We start from the raw sequence: 21,441 nt of genomic DNA, 5'->3' as shown, positions 1-21,441 counted from the left end.
CTTTTTTTTGATTTGATTGCAAAAATCTGCTACGTTCAAAAAAATTAAAGAAAAGGCTTGCAAAAAAGAAAAATAAAGTGTATTATATAACTAGTACAATGATTGCGAAATAAATTCCGAACAATAATTAAATCCTGAAATGTCATTATTTCGTTCTGAAATGTTATTGTTTCAAATTGATAATTTTTGTATAATATTGTTAAGAACTTTAAATCAAAAAGGAGTTTCATTATGAAAAAGAATGGTAAATCTAAAAAGTGGCAATTGTATGCAGCAATCGGTGCTGCAAGTGTAGTTGTATTGGGTGCTGGGGGGATTTTACTCTTTAGACAACCTTCTCAGACTGCTGTAAAAGATGAGGCTACTCATCTTGTTGTTGCCAAGGAAGGAAGCGTGGCATCCTCTGTTTTATTGTCAGGGACAGTAACAGCAAAAAATGAACAATATGTTTATTTTGATGCTAGTAAGGGTGATTTAGATGAAATCCTTGTTTCTGTGGGTGATAAAGTCAGTGAAGGACAGGCTTTAGTCAAGTACAGTAGTTCAGAAGCCCAGGCGGCCTATGATTCAGCGAGTCGAGCAGTTGCTAAGGCAGATCGTCATATCAACGAACTCAATCAAGCACGAAATGAAGCTGCTTCAGCTCCCCAGTTACCAGTACCAGCAGGAGGAGAAGGAGCTGCAGCCCAAACTGCAGCTCCAGTCTCAGGAAATTCGGTATCCTCTATTGATGCACAACTAGGTGATGCTCGTGATGCTCGTGCAGATGCAGCAGCGCAATTAAGCAAGGCTCAAAGTCAGTTGGATGCAATGACGGTTCTCAGTACCTTAGAGGGAACTGTGGTCGAAGTCAACCGTAATGTTTCTAAATCTCCAACTGGAGCTAGCCAGGTGGTAGTTCATGTCGTTAGCAATGAAAACTTGCAAGTTAAGGGGGAACTATCTGAATATAACCTTGCCAACCTCTCTGTAGGACAAGAAGTAACCTTTACTTCTAAAGTTTACCAAGATAAGAGCTGGACTGGTAAGATTAGCTACATTTCTGACTACCCTAAAAACAATGGTGAAGCAGCAAGTGCAGCTACTGCCGCAGCAGGTGGTAATTCTGGTTCTAAATATCCATATACTATTGATGTTACAAGTGAAATCGGTGATTTGAAACAAGGATTCTCAGTAAGTGTTGAGGTCAAGAATAAGAGTAAAGCTATTTTGGTTCCTCTAACAAGTATTGTGACTGAAAATGATAAGAACTATGTCTGGGTGCTTGACGAGCAGAAAAAGGCCAAGAAAGTGGAAGTTGGTTTGGGCAATGCTGATGCAGACAACCAAGAAATCACTTCAGGTCTGACAAATGGAGTCAAGGTCATCAGTAACCCAACGTCTTCTCTAGAGGAAGGAAAAGAGGTGAAGGCTGATGAAGCAACTAATTAGTCTAAAAAATATCTGCAGAAGTTACCGTAATGGTGACCAAGAACTGCAGGTTCTCAAAAACATCAACCTAGAAGTGAATGAGGGTGAGTTTGTTGCCATCATGGGACCGTCTGGTTCTGGTAAGTCTACGCTGATGAATACGATTGGCATGTTGGATACACCAACCAGTGGAGAATATTATCTTGAAGGCCAAGAAGTAGCTGGACTTGGTGAAAAACAACTAGCCAAGGTCCGCAACCAACAAATCGGATTTGTTTTTCAGCAGTTCTTTCTTCTATCCAAACTTAATGCTCTGCAAAATGTAGAATTGCCCTTGATTTACGCGGGAGTTTCGGCTTCAAAACGGCGCAAGTTGGCTGAGGAGTATTTAGATAAGGTTGAATTGACAGAACGTAGTCACCATTTGCCTTCGGAATTATCTGGTGGTCAAAAGCAACGTGTGGCTATTGCGCGTGCCTTGGTAAACAATCCTTCTATTATCCTAGCAGACGAACCGACAGGAGCCTTGGATACCAAAACAGGGAATCAAATTATGCAACTATTGCTTGACTTGAATAAAGAAGGAAAAACCATTATCATGGTAACGCATGAGCCTGAAATAGCTGCTTATGCCAAACGTCAGATTGTCATTCGCGATGGAGTTATTTCATCTGATAGTGCTCAGTTAGAAAAGGAGGAAAACTAAGATGCAGAATCTGAAATTTGCCTTTTCATCTATTATGGCTCACAAGATGCGTTCTTTGCTTACCATGATTGGGATTATTATCGGTGTTTCATCGGTTGTTGTGATTATGGCTCTGGGTGATTCCATGTCTCGCTATCTCAATAAAAACATGACCAGATCTCAGAAAAATATCAGTGTCTTTTTCTCTTCTAAAAAAAGTAAAGATGGGTCTTTTACTCAGAAACAATCAGCTTTTACGGTTTCTGGAAAAGAAGAGGAAGTTCATGTTGAACCACCAAAACCGCAAGAATCTTGGGTCAAGGAGGCAGCCAAACTCAAGGGAGTGGATAATTACTATGTAACCAACTCAACGAACGCCATCTTGACTTATAAAGATAAAAAGGTTGAAAATGCCAATTTGACAGGTGGAAACAGAACTTATATGGAGGCTGTTAATAATGAAATTCTTGCAGGACGTAGTCTGAGAGAACAAGATTTCAAAGAATTTGCAAGTGTCATTTTGCTTGATGAAGAATTATCCATTAGTCTATTTGGATCTCCTCAAGAGGCTATTAACAAGGTTGTAGAAGTTAATGATTTTAGTTATCGAGTCATTGGTGTTTATACTAGCCCAGAATCTAAAAATTCAAAAATATATGGTTTTGGTGGCTTACCTATTACCACAAATATCTCCCTTGCTGCGAATTTTAATGTAGATGAAATAGCTAATATTGTCTTTCGAGTGAATGACACAAGCTTGACTCAAACTCTGGGTCCAGAATTAGCACGAAAAATGACAGAGCTTGCTGGCTTGCAACAGGGAGAATATCAAGTAGCAGATGAGTCCGCCGCATTTGCAGAAGTTCAACAATCGTTTAGTTTTATGACGACGATTATCAGTGCCATTGCAGGAATTTCACTTTTTGTTGGAGGGACTGGTGTTATGAACATTATGCTGGTTTCTGTTACAGAGCGTACCCGTGAGATTGGTCTCCGTAAGGCTTTGGGTGCAACTCGTGCCAATATTTTAATTCAGTTTTTGATTGAATCCATGATTTTGACCTTGTTAGGTGGCTTGATTGGCTTGACAATTGCAAGTGGTTTAACTGCCTTAGCAGGTTTGTTACTGCAAGGTTTGATTGCGGGTATAGAAGTTGGAGTATCAATTCCAGTTGCCCTATTTAGTCTTGCAGTTTCGGCTAGTGTGGGTATCGTTTTTGGAGTCTTGCCAGCCAACAAGGCATCGAAACTGGATCCAATCGAAGCCCTTCGATATGAATAAGATCAACAAGATGGACGCTTGTCTATCTTGTTTTTGTATAGATTTCCCTATCGAAAATCCTTAAAAATGTGATATAATGAAGTGTTAGAAAAACAGGTTTCATTTGCCTGGAAAGGAAAAATTATGTCTGAAAAGAATTTTTATATTACAACGCCGATTTACTATCCATCTGGGAAACTTCATATCGGTTCTGCCTACACAACCATCGCCTGTGATGTCCTAGCCCGTTACAAACGCCTAATGGGCTACGATGTCTTTTATCTGACAGGTCTTGATGAGCATGGTCAAAAGATTCAACAAAAATCGGAAGAAGCTGGCATTACACCACAAGCCTATGTTGATGGAATGGCAGTTGGAGTTAAAGAACTCTGGCAATTACTAAATATTTCATACGATAAATTTATCCGTACAACGGATGACTACCACGAAAAAGTAGTCGCACAGGTCTTTGAACGCTTGCTTGCCCAAGATGATATTTACCTAGGTGAATACTCTGGTTGGTATTCAGTTTCAGATGAGGAATTCTTTACAGAAAGCCAGCTTGCGGAAGTTTTCCGTGATGAAGCTGGAAAGGTAACTGGTGGTATTGCTCCATCAGGTCACGAGGTTGAATGGGTATCTGAAGAATCATACTTTCTTCGCCTCAGCAAATACCAAGATCGTTTGGTCGAATTTTTCAAGTCCCATCCTGAATTTATCACTCCAGATGGTCGTCTGAATGAAATGCTGCGCAACTTCATCGAGCCAGGTTTGGAAGACTTGGCTGTTTCTCGTACAACCTTTACATGGGGTGTGCCAGTGCCATCTAATCCTAAGCATGTTGTCTATGTTTGGATTGATGCTCTTCTTAACTATGCGACAGCTCTTGGCTACGGTCAAGACGAACATGGTAACTTTGACAAGTTCTGGAATGGAACAGTCTTCCACATGGTAGGAAAAGACATCCTTCGTTTCCACTCAATCTACTGGCCAATCCTTCTTATGATGTTAGATATCAAATTGCCAGATCGTTTGATTGCTCACGGTTGGTTCGTCATGAAAGACGGCAAAATGTCTAAGTCAAAAGGGAATGTCGTTTATCCTGAGATGTTGGTAGAGCGTTATGGACTAGATCCACTTCGTTACTACCTCATGCGTAGCCTTCCAGTCGGTTCAGACGGAACCTTCACTCCTGAAGACTATGTAGGCCGTATCAACTACGAATTGGCTAATGACCTTGGCAACCTCCTCAATCGTACGGTTTCCATGATTAACAAGTATTTTGATGGACAAATTCCAGCCTATGTGGAAGGTGTGACAGAATTTGACAATGCTCTTGCTCAAGTAGCTGCTGAATCAATCGCTGAATACCATACACACATGGAAGCAGTTGACTACCCACGTGCCCTAGAAGCAGTATGGACTCTTATCTCTCGTACTAATAAATACATTGACGAGACTGCTCCATGGGTCTTGGCTAAGGATGAAGCGCATCGTGACCAATTGGCAAGTGTTATGAGCCACTTGGCAGCCAGCCTTCGTGTCGTAGCTCACTTGATTGAGCCATTTATGATGGAAACCAGTCGTGCAGTCTTGAGTCAACTTGGATTGGAAGAAGTAGCGAGTCTTGAGAACTTGAGTTTGGCTAATTTCCCTGAGGGTGTAACAGTAGTTGCCAAAGGAACACCAATCTTCCCACGTTTGGATATGGAAGAAGAAATCGCCTATATCAAAGAACAAATGGAAGGCAACAAACCAGCAGTCGAAAAAGAATGGAATCCAGACGAAGTTGAACTCAAACTAAACAAGGAAGAAATCAAGTTTGAGGACTTTGACAAGGTTGAAATTCGTGTCGCAGAAGTCAAAGAAGTTTCTAAAGTAGAGGGTTCTGATAAGTTACTTCAATTCCGCCTAGATGCAGGTGATGGTCAAGACCGTCAAATTCTCTCAGGGATTGCTAAGTACTATCCAAATGAACAAGAATTGGTCGGCAAGAAAGTCCAAATCGTTGCCAATCTCAAACCGCGTAAAATGATGAAAAAATATGTCAGCCAAGGAATGATCCTCTCAGCTGAACATGATGGACAATTAACCCTTCTCACAGTTGATCCAGCTGTACCAAATGGAAGTGTGATTGGGTAAAAATAGACAGGACTAGTTCAGGCTAGTTCTGTTTTTTTATTTATACTCAATGAAAATCAAAGAGCAAACTAGGAAACTAGCCGCAGGTTGCTCAAAACACTGTTTTGAGGTTGTAGATAAGACTGACGAAATCAGTCACATATATACCCTAAGGCGACGCTGACGTGATTTGAAGAGATTTTAGAAGAGTAGTAACTAATATGCTTTACAAACTAGTATGAAAGTAGTATACTATAGGTGAAGCCACTAGTAGGTATTACAAAATAGATTAGAAGGGAGAAGTGATGAAAGAAACTCAACTATTAAAAGGTGTTCTTGAAGGTTGTGTCTTGGATATGATTGCTCAAAAAGAGCGATATGGTTATGAGTTGGTTCAGACTTTGCGAGATGCTGGATTTGATACTATCGTTCCAGGAACTATTTATCCTTTGTTGCAAAAGTTAGAAAAAAATCAATGGATAAGAGGCGACATGCGTCCGTCGCCAGATGGCCCAGATCGGAAGTATTTTTCGTTAACCAAAGAAGGAGAAGAGCGTGTCTCGGTCTTTTGGCAACAATGGGACGATTTGAGTCAAAAAGTAGAAGGGATTAAGAATGGGGGTTAAACCATGAAGAAAATGAAGTATTATGAAGAAACAAACAATTTGTTGCATGAGTTTTCTGAGGACAATCAGCAGTATTTTGAGGAGCTGTGGGAAAGTTTTAATCTTGCTGGATTTCTCTATGATGAGGACTATCTCAGAGAGCAAATTTATTTGATGATGTTAGATTTCTCAGAAGCAGAACGAGATGGCATGAGTGCAGAGGATTATCTAGGTAAGAATCCTAAAAAAATAATGAAAGAGATTCTCAAGGAAGCACCACGCAGTTCTATCAAGGAGTCCCTTTTGACACCAATTTTTGTCCTAGCGATATTACGTTACTATCATCTACTGGGTGATTTTTCTAAAGGTCCTCTCTTAACAGTCAATTTGCTCACATTTTTAGGGCAACTTCTTCTTTTTCTGATTGGATTTGGACTTGTGGCTACAATCTTACGTTGGGGTTTAGTTCAAGATTCTCCTAAGATGAAAATTGGCACTTATATTGTCGTTGGGATTCTTGTCCTTCTAGTTGTTCTGGGGTATGTAGGAATGGCAAGCTTCATACAAGAAGGAGCCTTTTATCTTCCTGCTCCCTGGGATAGTTTCCTTGTCTTTACGCTTTCTCTAGTCATCAGTATTTGGAATTGGAAAGAAGCGGTCTTTCGTCCCTTTGTCAGTATGATTGTTGCCCATCTTGTGGTAGGGTCTCTGCTCCGTTATTATGCGTGGATGGGCATTTCAAATGTTTTCCTTACAAAATTCATTCCTTTAGCTGTTCTTTTTATTGGCATTTTTCTCTTGTTCCGTGGGTTTAAGAAGATAAAATGGAGTGAAATATAGTCAAAAAGCCGTTGCAAAGCGGTTTTTTGTTATAATGAAGGGAAGAATGTTAGAAATTTAAGGAGAAAAATTTGATGAGATACATAACTCTTGGTCAAGATGACAAAGAATTATCAGAAATTGTTCTCGGAATGATGAGAATCAAAGATAAGTCTGTAAAAGAAGTTGAAGAGCTTGTAGAAACAGCACTTTCTGTTGGAATCAATGCTTTCGACTCGGCTGATATATATGGTCGTGGTCGTTGTGAAGAACTGTTAGGTCTTGTCCTAAAAAATCGTCCAGATTTAAGAGAAAAGATGTGGATTCAGTCAAAATGTGGTATTCGCATAGAAGAATTTACCTATTTTGATTTTTCAAAAGAGTATATATTACAATCAGTTGATGGGATTTTAGAAAGATTGCAGGTTGATTATTTAGATAGCTTGCTTCTTCATCGACCAGATGCTTTGATGGAATCTGATCAAGTGGCTCAAGCATTTGAAATTCTACAAAAATCAGGTAAAGTTCGAGACTTTGGTGTGTCCAACCAAAATCCCATGATGATGGAATTGCTGAAGAAAGAAGTCAAACAACCTCTATCTATCAATCAATTACAATTAAGTGCAGCTTTCACACCTGGTTTTGAAGCAGGATTTCATGTTAATATGGAAGGCAACAAGGCAGCTTTGCGTGATGGAAGCGTCTTTGAATACTGCAAATTAAACGATATGGTTATTCAGGCCTGGTCAGTCTTGCAGTTCGGATATTTTAAAGGGAATTTTGTTGGAAATGAGAAATTTCAAGCTTTAAATCAAGTACTTGATCGTTTAGCTATTAAATATGGAGTAACTCCTTCAACTATTGCCATTTCTTGGATATTGCGTTATCCAGCAAAAATGCAGTCAGTCGTAGGTACAACCAATCCTAAGCATTTGATAGAAGCTAGCCAAGCGACAAACTTTAATTTAACAAGAAAAGAATGGTATGAAATTTATCTTGCTGCAGGGAATAATTTGCCGTAAGTAGAAGCAGATGTAAATAAATCACAGTCAAAAAGCCGTTTTAAAGCGGTTTTTTTGTTATAATGAAGGGAAGAATTATTGATATTAAAGGAGATAAACATGACATTTGAAGAAATTCTACCTGGGTTAAAGGCTAAGAAAAAATATGTACGTACTGGTTGGGGAGGTGCTGAAAACTATGTCCAACTCTTTGATACCATCGAGCAAAATGGTGTGGCTTTAGAGGTAACTCCTTATTTTTTGATTAACGTTTCTGGCGAAGGAGAAGGATTTTCCATGTGGAGCCCGACACCTTGTGATGTTTTGGCGACGGATTGGGTAGAAGTGCATGACTAAGCGTGTACTCATTACAGGAGTGAGTTCAGGCATTGGTCTGGCTCAGGCTCGACTCTTTTTAGAAAATGGTTATCAAGTTTATGGAGTTGACCAAGATAAAAATCCACTCTTAGAGGGTGATTTTCACTTTTTACAGAGAGATTTAACCTTGGACTTGGAGCCAATTTTTGACTGGTGTCCTCAGGTAGATATTTTGTGCAATACTGCTGGAGTGTTGGATGCTTATAAACCCCTATTGGAACAATCAGCCCAGGAAATTCAAGAGATTTTTGAAATTAACTATGTGACTCCTGTTGAGTTGACTCGCTATTATTTGACACAAATGCTGGAAAATAAAAAGGGAATCATCATCAATATGTGTTCTATTGCTTCTAGCCTAGCAGGTGGAGGTGGTCACGCCTATACTTCCTCTAAGCATGCTTTGGCTGGCTTTACTAAGCAGTTGGCTTTAGACTATGCTGAGGCTGGGATTCAGGTCTTTGGTATCGCTCCGGGAGCAGTCAAGACGGCTATGACCGCTGCGGATTTTGAGCCAGGCGGCTTAGCTGACTGGGTTGCTAGTGAAACACCAATCAAGCGCTGGATTAAACCAGAGGAAGTGGCAGAAGTCAGTCTCTTTTTGGCCAGTGGAAAGGCATCTGCCATGCAGGGACAAATCTTGACAATAGATGGCGGCTGGTCTTTGAAATAGGAGGATTTGGATGGAAATCAAAAATCACTTTGGAGTCTACGCTGTTTGCTTAGAAAATGGGAAGTTACTCTGCATTGAAAAAACGAGAGGCCCTTATCAACATCGGTATGATCTACCTGGAGGCAGTCAGCAACTTGGTGAAGGACTGACGGAAACGCTGACTAGAGAAGTTATGGAAGAGACGGGATTTACTGTTAGAAACTACTCTAATCCTCGAATCTACGATGTTTTCGTCAGGGAAGAGTTAAAAAACTTTATGATTCACCATGTCATGGCCTTGTATGATGTTGAAATGAATGAGAGTGCACCTCAAGTTACGATTTCGGAAGCTGTGTCTGATGGTGCGAATGATTCACTTGGATATATTTGGATAGATATTCAAGAGATTACAGAAGAAAATGCATCGCCATTAGTCTTGAAGGTTAAGTCTGAATTATTAGGATTTCCAGAACTGGATAAGACTTCTTACATGAATTGGAAGGTGAATGATGAGAAACCAACTTGCCCTTAGTGGCGAAAAACTTGATGAAAAAGTTTACCCACAACTATTTCACCACATTGGAATGATTCGTGGGGAATACTTGTTGAGAGAGCTTAATCAAAACATCCTATTATCAAGTTGTCAGCAATTTGTAAATGATTATCTAGAGACTATCTGCTCCCTGTACTCAGATGAAGAAGTTTGGTATCGTTTTTCTGAATTAACGAATACAGAAGCTAATTGTCTAAAGGGGACTAAAGAGTATTTTGATGAACGCCATCCTTTGTTTGGTTATAGAGGGACTAGGCGTTTACTGGCGTGTCTGGATGAATTTCAGGCTGAAGCACATGTCGTTACAGAAGTTTATCAAATCAATCCCAATCTGTCTGTTATCTTTCCTTTTGTCAATGATGCTGAGCAGTTAAAGCAAGCTATTACAGTATTGCGTCAGCAGGGTTTTACTGGGAAAGTTGGCACGATGATTGAATTACCGTCAGCATATTTTGACTTGAATAGGATACTGGAAACGGGCATTTCAAAGATTGTAGTTGGAATGAATGATTTGACTTCTTTTATTTTTGCGACTGTGAGAAACAGTCAATGGCATGATATGGAAAGTCCAATAATGTTAGATATGCTAAGAGATATGCAGGATAAAGCAAGGAAGAACAAGATTGATTTTGCTGTAGCAGGCTATCTGAATACTTCTTTTATACAAAAAATGAATCAGATGGATATCGAATGCATTCTCCATTACAGCTCTATTCCAGATATTTTTGATTTAGAAATTGACCATCCAGATCATCTTAAACACATAAAAGAAGAAAGTAAAAAATTACAAAGGAGATACCTATGACACCGCAAGAAATGTGGAATGCCTACAAGAAAATCAATCCTTCGATTGGATATGAAATCGATGCTTGGGCTTTTGGAGTGGAAGCCGATCTCTTGGCAGATTTGGTTTTAAAAGGAGAAAAGACGGCAACAGCTTCAGCCTACGACCTCTATGCACTAGAAGATGACCCCCTTCCGCAAGAAGGGACCTTCGATGTCATTTTAGATAGTCAAAATCAGGCTGTCTGCATTGTCGAAATTACAAAGGTTTCTGTCCAGCCCTTCAATCGAGTGTCAGCTGACCATGCCTACAAGGAAGGTGAGGGAGACAAATCTTTAGCCTATTGGCGTCAGGTTCATGAAGACTTTTTTACGGAGTGTATGAGGGAAGCAGGAATGACTTTTACACCTGAAAGCAAGGTTGTTTTAGAAGAATTTCGCAAGGTCTACCCTCTGTAGACTGCTAGACGGAAGAAAGTTTTAGAAATCGCCGTCCAATCCTTTTTTCTTGAGCAAAACATGTTATAATAAGTTTGTTTGAAGAAGAGCAGCAGCTCTTAAACTTAGAATAGGAGAAAACTATGCAAGCTGTTGAACATTTTATTAAGCAATTTGTTCCTGAACACTATGATTTATTTTTAGACTTGAGTCGTGAGACCAAGACGTTTTCTGGGAAGGTGACCATCACTGGTCAAGCACAGAGTGAACGCATCTCCCTCCACCAAAAAGACTTGGAAATCGCTTCTGTAGAAGTTGCAGGTCAAGCTCGTCCATTTACAGTTGACCATGACAATGAAGCCCTTCATATTGAACTTGCGGAACCAGGTCAAGTTGAAGTGGTTATCGCTTTCTCAGGAAAAATTACAGACAACATGACAGGTATTTACCCATCTTACTACACAGTTGATGGAGTCAAGAAGGAAGTCTTGTCTACTCAATTTGAGAGCCATTTTGCGCGCGAAGCCTTCCCATGTGTGGATGAGCCAGAAGCCAAAGCAACTTTTGATCTCTCTCTACGTTTTGACCAAGCGGAAGGTGAATTGGCCTTGTCTAATATGCCAGAAATCGAAGTTGAAAACCGTAAGGAAACAGGTATCTGGAAGTTTGAGACAACACCTCGTATGTCTTCTTACTTGTTAGCCTTTGTTGCGGGTGATTTGCAAGGTGTGACGGCTAAAACTAAAAACGGTACTCTCGTCGGTGTTTATTCAACCAAAGCTCATCCACTATCAAACCTTGATTTCTCACTGGATATCGCTGTTCGCTCTATCGAGTTTTACGAAGATTACTATGGAGTTAAGTACCCAATTCCTCAATCTCTACATATCGCCCTCCCTGACTTCTCAGCTGGTGCTATGGAAAACTGGGGTCTTGTGACCTACCGTGAAGTTTACTTGGTTGTGGATGAGAACTCAACATTTGCTAGCCGTCAACAAGTTGCCCTTGTTGTGGCCCATGAATTGGCTCACCAGTGGTTTGGTAACCTTGTTACTATGAAATGGTGGGATGACCTTTGGCTCAATGAAAGCTTTGCTAACATGATGGAGTACGTCTGTGTGGATGCTATTGAACCAAGCTGGAATATCTTTGAAGATTTCCAAACAGGTGGAGTGCCTCACGCTCTTGAACGCGATGCGACTGATGGTGTTCAGTCTGTCCACGTCGAAGTTAAACATCCAGATGAAATCAATACGCTCTTTGACGGAGCTATCGTCTATGCCAAAGGAAGTCGCCTCATGCACATGCTTCGTCGTTGGCTAGGTGATGCCGATTTTGCCAAAGGTTTGCATGCCTACTTTGAAAAACATCAGTACAGAAATACAATTGGTCGTGACCTTTGGGATGCTCTTGGTCAAGCGTCTGGACGTGATGTCGCAGCCTTCATGGATTCTTGGTTGGAACAACCTGGTTATCCAGTTCTCACTGTCAAAGTTGAAAATGATGTCTTGAAGATTTCACAAAAACAATTCTTTATCGGTGAACACGAAGATAAGAACCGTCTCTGGGTAGTGCCACTCAATAGCAACTGGAAAGGTTTGCCTGATACACTTGAAACTGAAAGCATCGAAATTCCAGGCTACGCAGCTCTTCTTGCTGAAAACAAAACAGCACTTCGTCTCAACACTGAAAATACAGCCCACTACATTACAGACTATCAAGGAGACTTGTTAGATGCTGTTCTTGCTGACCTAGTTGATCTTGATAACACAAGCAAATTGCAAATAGTCCAAGAACGTCGTTTGCTTGCTGAGTCAGGGCACATTTCTTATGCTGACTTGCTCCCAGTTCTTGATAAACTTGCTAAGGAAGAATCTTACCTTGTCGTTTCAGCTGTTTCTGAAGTCATTTCTGCCCTTGAGCGCTTTATCGATGAAGGAACTGAAGCTGAAAGAGCCTTCAAAGCCTTGGTTGCTAAATTGGCTCGTCACAACTATGACCGTCTTGGTTTTGAAGCTAAAGATGGCGAATCAGATGAGGATGAATTGGTTCGTCAATTGGCTGTTTCTATGATGATTCGCTCAAATGATGCAGAAGCTAGCCAAGCCGCTAGCCAAATCTTCGAGGCTCACAAGGAGAATCTTGCCGGACTTCCAGCAGCTATTCGCTCACAAGTTCTGATTAATGAGATGAAACATCATGAGACTAAAGACTTGTTAGCACTTTATCTTGATACTTATACTCACGCAACAGATGCTGTCTTTAAACGCCAGTTGGCAGCAGCTCTCGCCTACAGTACAGATGCGAATAATATCCAAACCTTGATTAGCTCATGGAAGGACAAATTTGTGGTTAAACCACAAGACTTGTCTGCTTGGTATTACCAATTCCTAGCTCATCAAGCAACTCAGGAAACAGCTTGGTCTTGGGCTCGTGAAAACTGGGCTTGGATTAAGGCAGCTCTTGGTGGAGATATGAGCTTTGATAGCTTTGTTATCCTTCCTGCTCACGTATTTAAGACTCAGCAACGCTTGGCAGAGTACAAGGAATTCTTTGAACCGCAACTTTCTGACCTTGCTCTTAGCCGTAACATCGGTATGGGAATCAAGGAAATTGCAGCGCGTGTTGACTTGATTAACCGTGAAAAAACTGCAGTGGAAGTAGTCGTTCTTCAATACGGAAACGCATAAATAAGCCTAAAATAAAAAGAAAACTCAGCTTTCTCATGTAAAATGTAGAGAGTTGAGTTTTTTTTAAGGCAAATTTGGTATAATGGTTTTAATAAGGAGGAGTTTCTCATGATAAAAATCTTATTAGTTGAGGATGACCTAGGCCTGTCAAATTCAGTATTTGACTTTTTAGACGATTTTGCGGATGTCATGCAGGTATTTGATGGGGAAGAAGGTCTTTACGAAGCTGAAAGTGGCGTCTATGATTTGATTTTGCTAGATTTGATGTTGCCAGAAAAAAATGGTTTCCAAGTCTTGAAAGAATTGCGTGAAAAGGGAATTACGACTCCAGTTCTGATCATGACTGCCAAGGAAAGTTTGGATGACAAGGGACATGGATTTGAACTGGGAGCGGATGATTATCTGACTAAACCTTTCTACCTAGAAGAACTCAAAATGAGGATTCAAGCCCTTCTCAAACGTTCAGGCAAGTTTAATGAAAACACCTTGACTTATGGAAATATTGTGGTTAATTTGTCAACCAATACCGTTAAAGTCGAAGATACTCCTGTCGAATTGCTGGGGAAAGAGTTTGATTTATTAGTCTATTTCCTTCAAAATCAAAATGTTATTTTGCCTAAGACTCAGATTTTTGATCGTCTATGGGGATTTGATAGTGATACAACGATTTCGGTTGTCGAAGTCTATGTTTCAAAAGTCCGTAAGAAATTAAAAGGAACCACTTTTGCAGAGAATTTGCAAACCTTGCGCAGTGTTGGGTATATTTTAAAAGATGTTCAGTAAACTAAAAAAAACATGGTATGCAGATGACTTTAGTTATTTTATCCGTAACTTTGGTGTATTCACTCTGATTTTCTCTACCATGACTCTGATTATTTTGCAAGTCATGCATTCGAGTCTCTATACTTCGGTGGATGATAAGCTCCACGGACTAAGTGAAAATCCTCAGGCAGTTATTCAGCTTGCTGTAAATAGGGCAACAGAAGAGATTAAAGATTTAGAGAATGCCGCTACAGATACTAGTAAGACTGAGATAAAACCCAATGTCAGTTCCAATACGGAGGTTATTCTTTTTGATAAGAATTTTACACAGCTCCTTTCTGGAAATCGATTTTTGGGATTGGATAAGATTAAGTTAGAGAAAAAAGAACTAGGCCATATCTATCAGATTCAGGTTTTTAATAGCTATGGACAAGAAGAAACCTATCGCATGATCTTGATGGAAACGAATATCAGTTCGGTTTCAACCAATATCAAGTATGCAGCTATCTTGATTAATACCAGTCAGTTGGAGCAGGCCAGTCAAAAGCACGAGAAATTGATTGTGATTGTGATGGCAAGTTTCTGGATTGTATCTTTACTTGCAAGTCTCTATCTAGCTAGGGTCAGTGTTAGGCCCCTGCTTGAGAGCATGCAGAAGCAACAGTCCTTTGTGGAAAATGCCAGTCATGAGTTACGAACTCCACTCGCAGTTTTGCAAAATCGCTTAGAGACCCTTTTTCGTAAGCCAGAAGCTACCATTATGGATGTGAGTGAAAGCATTGCATCGAGTTTGGAAGAGGTCCGAAATATGCGTTTTTTGACGACAAACTTGCTGAACTTAGCTCGTAGAGATGATGGGATTAAGCCGGAACTTGCAGAAGTTCCAACTAGCTTTTTCAATACGACTTTTACAAACTATGAGATGATTGCTTCGGAAAATGATCGTGTCTTCCGTTTTGAAAATCGTATCCATCGTCCGATTGTCACAGATCAGCTTCTTCTGAAACAACTGATGACCATTCTATTTGATAATGCAGTTAAGTATACTGAAGAGGATGGGGAAATCGATTTTCTTATCTCGGCGACTGATCGCAATCTGTATTTACTTGTTTCTGATAATGGAGTCGGTATTTCCACAAAAGATAAGAAGAAAATTTTTGATCGTTTTTATCGAGTGGACAAGGCTAGAACTCGTCAAAAAGGTGGTTTTGGTTTAGGATTATCCCTAGCCAAGCAAATTGTAGATGCCTTAAAAGGAACCATTACTGTTAAAGATAATAAACCCAAGGGAACAATCTTTGAAGTGAAGATTGCCATCCACACACCATCTAAAAAGAAAAAATAAACATATCGCTCCGGATGGGGCGATATGTTTATTTTTTAAGTTTTCGTTTGATAAGAGAGCGTTGGACTTTTAAAACAAGTAAGCTGGATACTATTGCTGCAGGTAAGGCGAGCACAGTTGTTAATTTTAGTGATAAAAAGATAAAACTAAAGATGGCAATGCAGATACAAAAAACAGCGATATTGATAAAAAATAAAATTTCTTTGAGATTGCTATCAGCTTGTGCTTCAGGTGTATAAGCTTGATAATGAGGAAGTTGCTGGTTTAATTCTTCTTGATAGTCTACCTCATAGGATTGTAATTTTCTTACGGGCATGATTCTCTCCTTAACAGTACATACCTATTTTATCATTTTTTCAGCAGAGAATTATTACAGAAAGGTTACAAAAAGAATAAAGTCCCTTTTCATTTTCAAAGAATGGCTGATTTTTGAGAATTGTGGTATAATTTTCCTTATGGAAAAGATTATTATTACAGCAACTGCTGAAAGTATTGAACAAGTTAAACAACTGCTCGAAGCTGGCGTAGACCGTATATATGTCGGTGAGAAAGATTTTGGCCTTCGTCTACCAACAACCTTTAGTCATGACCAATTGCGTGAAATCGCTAAGCTGGTTCATGATGCTGGTAAGGAATTGATTGTTGCGGTCAATGCCCTCATGCACCAAGATATGATGGACCGTATCAAGCCTTTCCTCGATTTCTTGGAAGAAATCAAGACCGATTACATTACGATTGGGGATGCAGGTGTTTTTTACGTAGTCAACCGCGATGGTTATTCCTTTAAAACCATCTACGATGCCTCAACTATGGTAACAAGCAGTCGCCAGATTAACTTCTGGGGACAAAAGGCTGGCGCCTCTGAGGCTGTTTTGGCGCGTGAAATTCCATCAGCTGAACTTTTCAAAATGCCAGAGATTTTGGAAATTCCTGCTGAAGTTTTGGTTTACGGTGCCAGTGTCATCCATCATTCTAAACGTCCGCTCTTGCAAAACTACTATAACTTTACGCATATCGATGATGAAAAGACCCGCAAGCGTGACCTTTTCTTGGCTGAGCCAAGTGACCCAGAGAGCCACTATTCCATTTTTGAAGATAATCATGGTACCCACATCTTTGCCAACAATGACCTTGATTTGATGACCAAATTGACAGAATTGGTGGAGCATGGTTTCACTCACTGGAAACTAGAAGGGCTCTACACTCCAGGTCAGAACTTTGTTGAGATTGCAAAACTCTTTATCCAAGCCCGTAGCTTGATCCAAGAGGGCAACTTTAGCCATGACCAAGCCTTCTTGCTGGATGAGGAAGTACGCAAGTTACACCCTAAAAACCGTTTTCTTGATACAGGATTTTATGACTACGATCCTGACATGGTTAAATAAAGTAAATGATTCGTTGAGAGAAGGAAGATGCAAACATTTCTTCTCTCAATTTTTCTTATTCTCCAATAATTTCAAAAAAATAAGTAGGCTAGGATGCTCTGTTTGCTGGGATTTTTAATACAAGTAACCTTCTTGAGTTTGAAAATTATCCCATGTTTGCAGGTGCCAAATGGCCCTTTTTTTGGTATAATTTTTTATAATGAAAACGATTGGTAATCGCTATGTTGTGGTGGATTTAGAGGCAACTAGCACAGGTAGTAAGGCTAAAATTATCCAAGTGGGAATTGTCGTGATTGAGGACGGAAAAATCGTTGATCACTATACGACGGATGTCAATCCACATGAACCCTTGGATGCTCATATCAAAGAACTGACAGGACTGACTGATCAACGTCTGGCGCAAGCGCCTGATTTTTCGCAAGTTGCCAGAAAAATCTTTGACTTGGTGGAGGATGGGATTTTTGTAGCCCACAATGTTCAGTTTGATGCCAATCTTTTGGCGGAAAATTTATTTTTTGAAGGCTATGAACTAAGAAATCCTCGTGTTGATACGGTCGAATTGGCCCAAGTCTTTTTCCCAGAACTGGAAAAATATAGTTTGCCGATTTTGTGTCGAGAATTAGGAATTCCTCTAAAACATGCTCACACAGCCCTTTCAGATGCTCAAGCTACAGCAGAATTACTCTTGTTTTTACGGGAAAAGATGGCCCAACTTCCTAAAGGACTCTTGGAACGCTTGCTGGAAATGGCTGACGCCCTCTTATATGAGTCCTACCTGGTTATTGAAGAAATTTATCGCAGCCAATCTATCCTGAGTTCTCCGGACTTGATCGAAGTTCAAGAACTGTATTTCAAGAAAACTGGAGCCCCCCTGGAGCCACGAAAACTATCCCAAGATTTTTCTAAGAATATTTCTCTGTTGAACCTTGAAGTGAGGGAGGAGCAGGAACGTTTTGCTAAAGAGGTCGGCTTGCTATTGAAGGAGGAGCCTGTATCTCTGATTCAAGCACCGACAGGGATTGGGAAAACCTATGGCTATCTCTTACCCGCTTTGTCCCAAGTGGAAAATCGTCAGATTGTCCTTAGCGTTCCGACAAAGATTCTTCAAAATCAAATCATGGAAGAAGAGGGTAAACGTCTCAAGGAAGTGTTCCATATAGATATTCATAGTTTAAAGGGACCACACAATTATCTGAAGTTGGATGCTTTTTATCATTCCTTGCAGGAAAATGATGAAAATCGCTTATTTAGACGCTTTAAAATGCAACTCTTGGTTTGGTTGACAGAGACAGAGACAGGAGATTTGGATGAGATTGGTCAACTCTACCGTTACCAACATTTTCTGACAGATCTTCGTCATGATGGAAATTTGTCTTCTAAAAGCTTATTTGTGACGGAAGATTTCTGGAAACGTAGTCAAGAAAGGGCAAAGTCCTGTAAGCTTTTAGTGACCAATCATGCCTATCTTGTAACCAGACTTGAAGATAATCCTGAATTTGTCAGCGACCGTTTATTGATTATTGATGAAGTCCAAAAAGTTTTGTTGGCTCTAGAAAATCTGCTTCAAGAGACCTACGATATCCAGTCTATTATTGCTTTAGTTGATAAGGCTTTAGTAGAAGAACAAAACAGGATTCAACAACGAATACTAGAAAGTATTCGCTTTGAGTTTATCTACTTGATAGAACAATTTCAGTCTGGAAAATCTAAGAAAAATATCTTAGATTCTCTTGCCAATCTCCACCAGTATTTTTCAGAATTAGAAGTAGAAGGCTTTGGGGAACTGGTCCGCTATTTTACAGCTGACCGAGATTACTGGCTTGAAGCAACTGAAACGAGTCGAAAGAAAATTCAGATTTCTTCTACAAAATCAGGACGTATTCTTCTATCTTCTTTAATACCTAATTCATGTCAAGTCTTGGGAGTGTCGGCTACTCTTGAGATTAGTCAGAGAGTTTCTTTGGCAGACCTTTTGGGTTATCCTGAAGCTAAATTTGTCAAGGTTGAAGCTGGTAAAAAACAGGATCAAGAAGTGGTCTTGGTCAAAGATTTCCCCTTGGTAACAGAAACCTCCTTAGAAGTTTATGCCAAAGAGGTAGCTGCTTTACTAGTGGAAATTCAAGCTTTCCAGCAACCGATTTTAGTTCTCTTTACTGCTAAAGACATGCTTCTAGCAGTATCGGATTTACTTCCAGTTAGCCACTTGGCTCAGTATAAAAATGGGGATGTTCATCAGCTTAAGAAACGCTTTGAAAAAGGTGAACAACAAATCCTGCTTGGTGCAGCAAGTTTCTGGGAGGGAGTTGATTTTTCAAGTCATCCTTTTGTGATTCAAGTTGTACCAAGACTTCCTTTCCAAAATCCTCAAGAGCCCTTGACGAAAAAGATTAATCAGGAACTGAATCAAGAAGGGAAAAATGCCTTTTATGATTATCAGTTGCCAATGGCCATTATTCGTTTAAAACAGGCTTTGGGAAGAAGTATGAGACGTGAACACCAACGTTCCTTAACTCTTATTTTGGATAGGAGAATTGTCGGAAAGCGATATGGCAAACAAATTGTGACTTCTCTAGCAAAAGAAGCGACCGTTAAAACCGTCTCTCGATCCGAAGTTAATGAGGCTATTGATAGATTTTTAAATGAGCTTTGATAAATAGTATTGTATGAAAGTATAAGGTTAGTGTATATGAAACGTTCTCTCGACTCTAGAGTCGATTATAGTTTGCTATTACCAGTATTTTTTCTACTGGTTATCGGCGTGGTGGCTATCTATATAGCTGTTAGTCATGATTATCCAAACAATATTCTGCCCATTTTAGGGCAGCAGGTCGCCTGGATTGCCTTGGGGCTTGTGATTGGTTTTGTGGTCATGCTCTTTAATACAGAATTTCTTTGGAAAGTGACCCCCTTTCTGTATATTTTAGGCTTGGGACTTATGGTCTTGCCGATTGTCTTTTATAATCCAAGCTTAGTTGCATCAACGGGTGCCAAAAACTGGGTATCGGTAAATGGTGTTACCTTGTTCCAGCCGTCAGAATTTATGAAGATATCCTATATCCTCATGTTGGCTCGTGTCATTGTCCAATTTACTAAAAAACATAAGGAATGGAGACGCACGGTTCCGCTGGACTTTTTGTTAATTTTTTGGATGATTCTCTTTACTATTCCAGTACTAGTTCTTTTAGCACTTCAAAGTGACTTAGGGACGGCTTTGGTTTTTGTGGCTATTTTCTCAGGAATCGTTTTATTATCAGGGGTTTCTTGGAAAATCATTATCCCAGTATTTGTGACTGCGGTAACAGGAGTTGCTGGTTTCTTAGCTATCTTTATTAGCAAGGACGGACGAGCTTTTCTTCACCAGATTGGAATGCCGACCTACCAAATCAATCGGATTTTGGCTTGGCTCAATCCCTTTGAGTTTGCCCAAACAACGACTTATCAGCAGGCTCAAGGGCAGATTGCCATTGGGAGCGGTGGCTTATTTGGTCAAGGTTTTAATGCTTCTAATCTGCTTATCCCAGTTCGAGAGTCGGATATGATTTTCACGGTCATTGCAGAAGATTTTGGCTTTATTGGCTCTGTCCTTGTTATCGCCCTCTATCTCATGTTGATTTATCGTATGTTGAAGATTACTCTCAAATCAAATAACCAGTTCTACACCTATATTTCCACAGGTTTGATTATGATGTTACTCTTCCACATCTTTGAGAATATCGGTGCTGTGACTGGCCTACTTCCTTTGACTGGGATTCCCTTGCCTTTCATTTCGCAAGGGGGATCAGCTATTATCAGTAATCTGATTGGTGTTGGCTTGCTTTTATCGATGAGTTACCAGACTAATCTAGCTGAAGAAAAGAGCGGAAAAGTCCCATTCAAACGGAAAAAGGTTGTATTAAAACAAATCAAATAAGGAGAAAATCATGGTAAAAGTAGCAGTTATGTTAGCTCAGGGCTTTGAAGAAATTGAAGCCTTGACAGTTGTAGATGTCTTGCGTCGTGCAAATATCACTTGTGATATGGTTGGGTTTGAAGAGCAAGTGACGGGTTCGCATGCAATCCAAGTAAGTGCAGATCGTGTCTTTGATGGTGATTTATCAGACTATAACATGATTGTTCTTCCTGGAGGGATGCCTGGCTCTGCACATTTACGTGATAATCAGGCCTTGATGCAAGAGTTGCAAAATTTCGAACAAGAAGGGAAGAAACTGGCGGCCATTTGTGCGGCACCAATTGCCCTCAATCAAGCAGGAGTGTTGAAAAACAAGAAGTTTACTTGTTATGACGGCGTTCAAGAGCAAATCCTTGATGGTCAATATGTCAAGGAAACAGTAGTGGTAGATGGTCAGTTGACAACCAGTCGAGGCCCTTCGACAGCTCTTGCCTTTGCCTACGAGTTGGTGGAGCAACTAGGAGGGGACGAAGAGAGTTTACGAACAGGAATGCTCTATCGAGATGTCTTTGGTAAAAATCAGTAAAACGGGAGTTATTCTCTCGTTTTTTATGTGGAAAAATCAGGGAAATCATCGCTTTTTTCATAAAAAAATGCTATAATGAAG

19 protein-coding genes and 1 pseudogene are annotated in these 21,441 nt (G+C 40.1%); 19 read left to right on the top strand and 1 reads right to left on the bottom strand.

Going from position 1 to position 21,441, the window contains the following annotated elements; genetic code table 11:
- The first annotated feature begins 228 nt into the window (after positions 1-228).
- From SP4011_RS07950 to ciaH, 15 genes and pseudogenes are all read left to right on the top strand, one after another.
- Complete coding sequence (locus SP4011_RS07950; protein ID WP_338620411.1) at positions 229-1,431, top strand: efflux RND transporter periplasmic adaptor subunit; 1,203 nt, start codon at positions 229-231, stop codon at positions 1,429-1,431.
- Positions 1,415-2,116: an ABC transporter ATP-binding protein gene (locus SP4011_RS07945; protein WP_338618673.1), complete on the top strand. Its 702-nt coding sequence runs from the start codon at positions 1,415-1,417 to the stop codon at positions 2,114-2,116. Before SP4011_RS07950 ends, SP4011_RS07945 begins: the two co-directional genes overlap by 17 nt.
- 1 nt (position 2,117) lies before the next feature.
- On the top strand, positions 2,118-3,377 hold the full coding sequence (locus tag SP4011_RS07940; RefSeq protein ID WP_338618672.1) for an ABC transporter permease: 1,260 nt from the start codon (positions 2,118-2,120) through the stop codon (positions 3,375-3,377).
- A gap of 123 nt (positions 3,378-3,500) precedes the next feature.
- Positions 3,501-5,498 (top strand): methionine--tRNA ligase, encoded by a 1,998-nt coding sequence (gene metG / locus SP4011_RS07935; RefSeq protein ID WP_338618671.1) that lies wholly within the window; start codon positions 3,501-3,503, stop codon positions 5,496-5,498.
- A 284-nt stretch (positions 5,499-5,782) separates the two neighbouring features.
- Positions 5,783-6,103: a PadR family transcriptional regulator gene (locus SP4011_RS07930; RefSeq protein WP_338618670.1), complete on the top strand. Its 321-nt coding sequence runs from the start codon at positions 5,783-5,785 to the stop codon at positions 6,101-6,103.
- Positions 6,104-6,106: 3 nt separating this feature from the next.
- The gene (locus SP4011_RS07925) at positions 6,107-6,922 is read left to right on the top strand and encodes a hypothetical protein (RefSeq protein ID WP_338618669.1); all 816 of its coding nucleotides are present in this window, start codon (positions 6,107-6,109) and stop codon (positions 6,920-6,922) included.
- 74 nt (positions 6,923-6,996) lie between these two features.
- On the top strand, positions 6,997-7,923 hold the full coding sequence (locus tag SP4011_RS07920; RefSeq protein WP_338618668.1) for an aldo/keto reductase: 927 nt from the start codon (positions 6,997-6,999) through the stop codon (positions 7,921-7,923).
- Positions 7,924-8,022: 99 nt separating this feature from the next.
- Positions 8,023-8,259, top strand: coding sequence for a DUF2829 domain-containing protein (locus tag SP4011_RS07915; RefSeq protein WP_000141913.1), 237 nt, complete (start codon positions 8,023-8,025; stop codon positions 8,257-8,259).
- Positions 8,252-8,950: a 3-oxoacyl-ACP reductase gene (locus tag SP4011_RS07910; RefSeq protein WP_049511749.1), complete on the top strand. Its 699-nt coding sequence runs from the start codon at positions 8,252-8,254 to the stop codon at positions 8,948-8,950. The genes SP4011_RS07915 and SP4011_RS07910 overlap by 8 nt, the downstream gene beginning before the upstream one ends.
- Positions 8,951-8,960: 10 nt before the next feature.
- Positions 8,961-9,461: an NUDIX hydrolase gene (locus SP4011_RS07905; protein ID WP_338618664.1), complete on the top strand. Its 501-nt coding sequence runs from the start codon at positions 8,961-8,963 to the stop codon at positions 9,459-9,461.
- A pseudogene (locus SP4011_RS07900) lies at positions 9,439-10,342 on the top strand (putative PEP-binding protein). Before SP4011_RS07905 ends, SP4011_RS07900 begins: the two are co-directional and overlap by 23 nt.
- On the top strand, positions 10,284-10,724 hold the full coding sequence (locus tag SP4011_RS07895; RefSeq protein WP_338618663.1) for an ASCH domain-containing protein: 441 nt from the start codon (positions 10,284-10,286) through the stop codon (positions 10,722-10,724). The pseudogene SP4011_RS07900 and the gene SP4011_RS07895 overlap by 59 nt, the downstream one beginning before the upstream one ends.
- Before the next feature lie 122 nt (positions 10,725-10,846).
- Entirely contained in the window at positions 10,847-13,393 is a 2,547-nt protein-coding gene (locus SP4011_RS07890) for a M1 family metallopeptidase (RefSeq protein ID WP_338618662.1), read from the top strand.
- Positions 13,394-13,501: 108 nt separating this feature from the next.
- The gene (gene ciaR / locus SP4011_RS07885) at positions 13,502-14,176 is read left to right on the top strand and encodes a two-component system response regulator CiaR (protein WP_000590639.1); all 675 of its coding nucleotides are present in this window, start codon (positions 13,502-13,504) and stop codon (positions 14,174-14,176) included.
- Entirely contained in the window at positions 14,166-15,500 is a 1,335-nt protein-coding gene (gene ciaH, locus SP4011_RS07880) for a two-component system sensor histidine kinase CiaH (protein ID WP_338618660.1), read from the top strand. Before ciaR ends, ciaH begins: the two co-directional genes overlap by 11 nt.
- 28 nt (positions 15,501-15,528) lie before the next feature.
- On the opposite strand, the gene SP4011_RS07875 is transcribed toward ciaH, so the two are convergent.
- Positions 15,529-15,816 carry a DUF3270 domain-containing protein gene (locus SP4011_RS07875; protein ID WP_338618659.1) on the bottom strand — a complete coding sequence of 96 codons (288 nt, stop codon included), beginning with the start codon at positions 15,814-15,816 and terminating at the stop codon, positions 15,529-15,531.
- Between the two features lie 139 nt (positions 15,817-15,955).
- Here SP4011_RS07875 and SP4011_RS07870 point away from each other — a divergent pair, with 139 nt between their 5' ends.
- The 4 genes from SP4011_RS07870 to SP4011_RS07855 all read left to right on the top strand — a co-directional run bounded on the left by SP4011_RS07870 (position 15,956) and on the right by SP4011_RS07855 (position 21,360).
- Positions 15,956-16,885 (top strand): peptidase U32 family protein, encoded by a 930-nt coding sequence (locus SP4011_RS07870; protein WP_000411189.1) that lies wholly within the window; start codon positions 15,956-15,958, stop codon positions 16,883-16,885.
- 199 nt (positions 16,886-17,084) lie between these two features.
- Positions 17,085-19,535, top strand: a complete 2,451-nt coding sequence (locus tag SP4011_RS07865) for a bifunctional DnaQ family exonuclease/ATP-dependent helicase (RefSeq protein WP_338618657.1) — start codon at positions 17,085-17,087, stop codon at positions 19,533-19,535.
- A 36-nt stretch (positions 19,536-19,571) separates the two neighbouring features.
- Entirely contained in the window at positions 19,572-20,795 is a 1,224-nt protein-coding gene (locus SP4011_RS07860; RefSeq protein ID WP_050242421.1) for an FtsW/RodA/SpoVE family cell cycle protein, read from the top strand.
- Between the two features lie 10 nt (positions 20,796-20,805).
- Complete coding sequence (locus SP4011_RS07855; protein ID WP_176139089.1) at positions 20,806-21,360, top strand: DJ-1 family glyoxalase III; 555 nt, start codon at positions 20,806-20,808, stop codon at positions 21,358-21,360.
- The last annotated feature ends 81 nt before the right edge of the window (positions 21,361-21,441 follow it).

The organism is Streptococcus parapneumoniae (genome assembly GCF_037076355.1).
In the GTDB taxonomy this organism is placed as follows: Bacteria; Bacillota; Bacilli; order Lactobacillales; family Streptococcaceae; genus Streptococcus; species Streptococcus parapneumoniae.
Note: the sequence above shows the minus strand (reverse complement) of the source record. Positions and strands in the feature narration are given on the sequence as shown.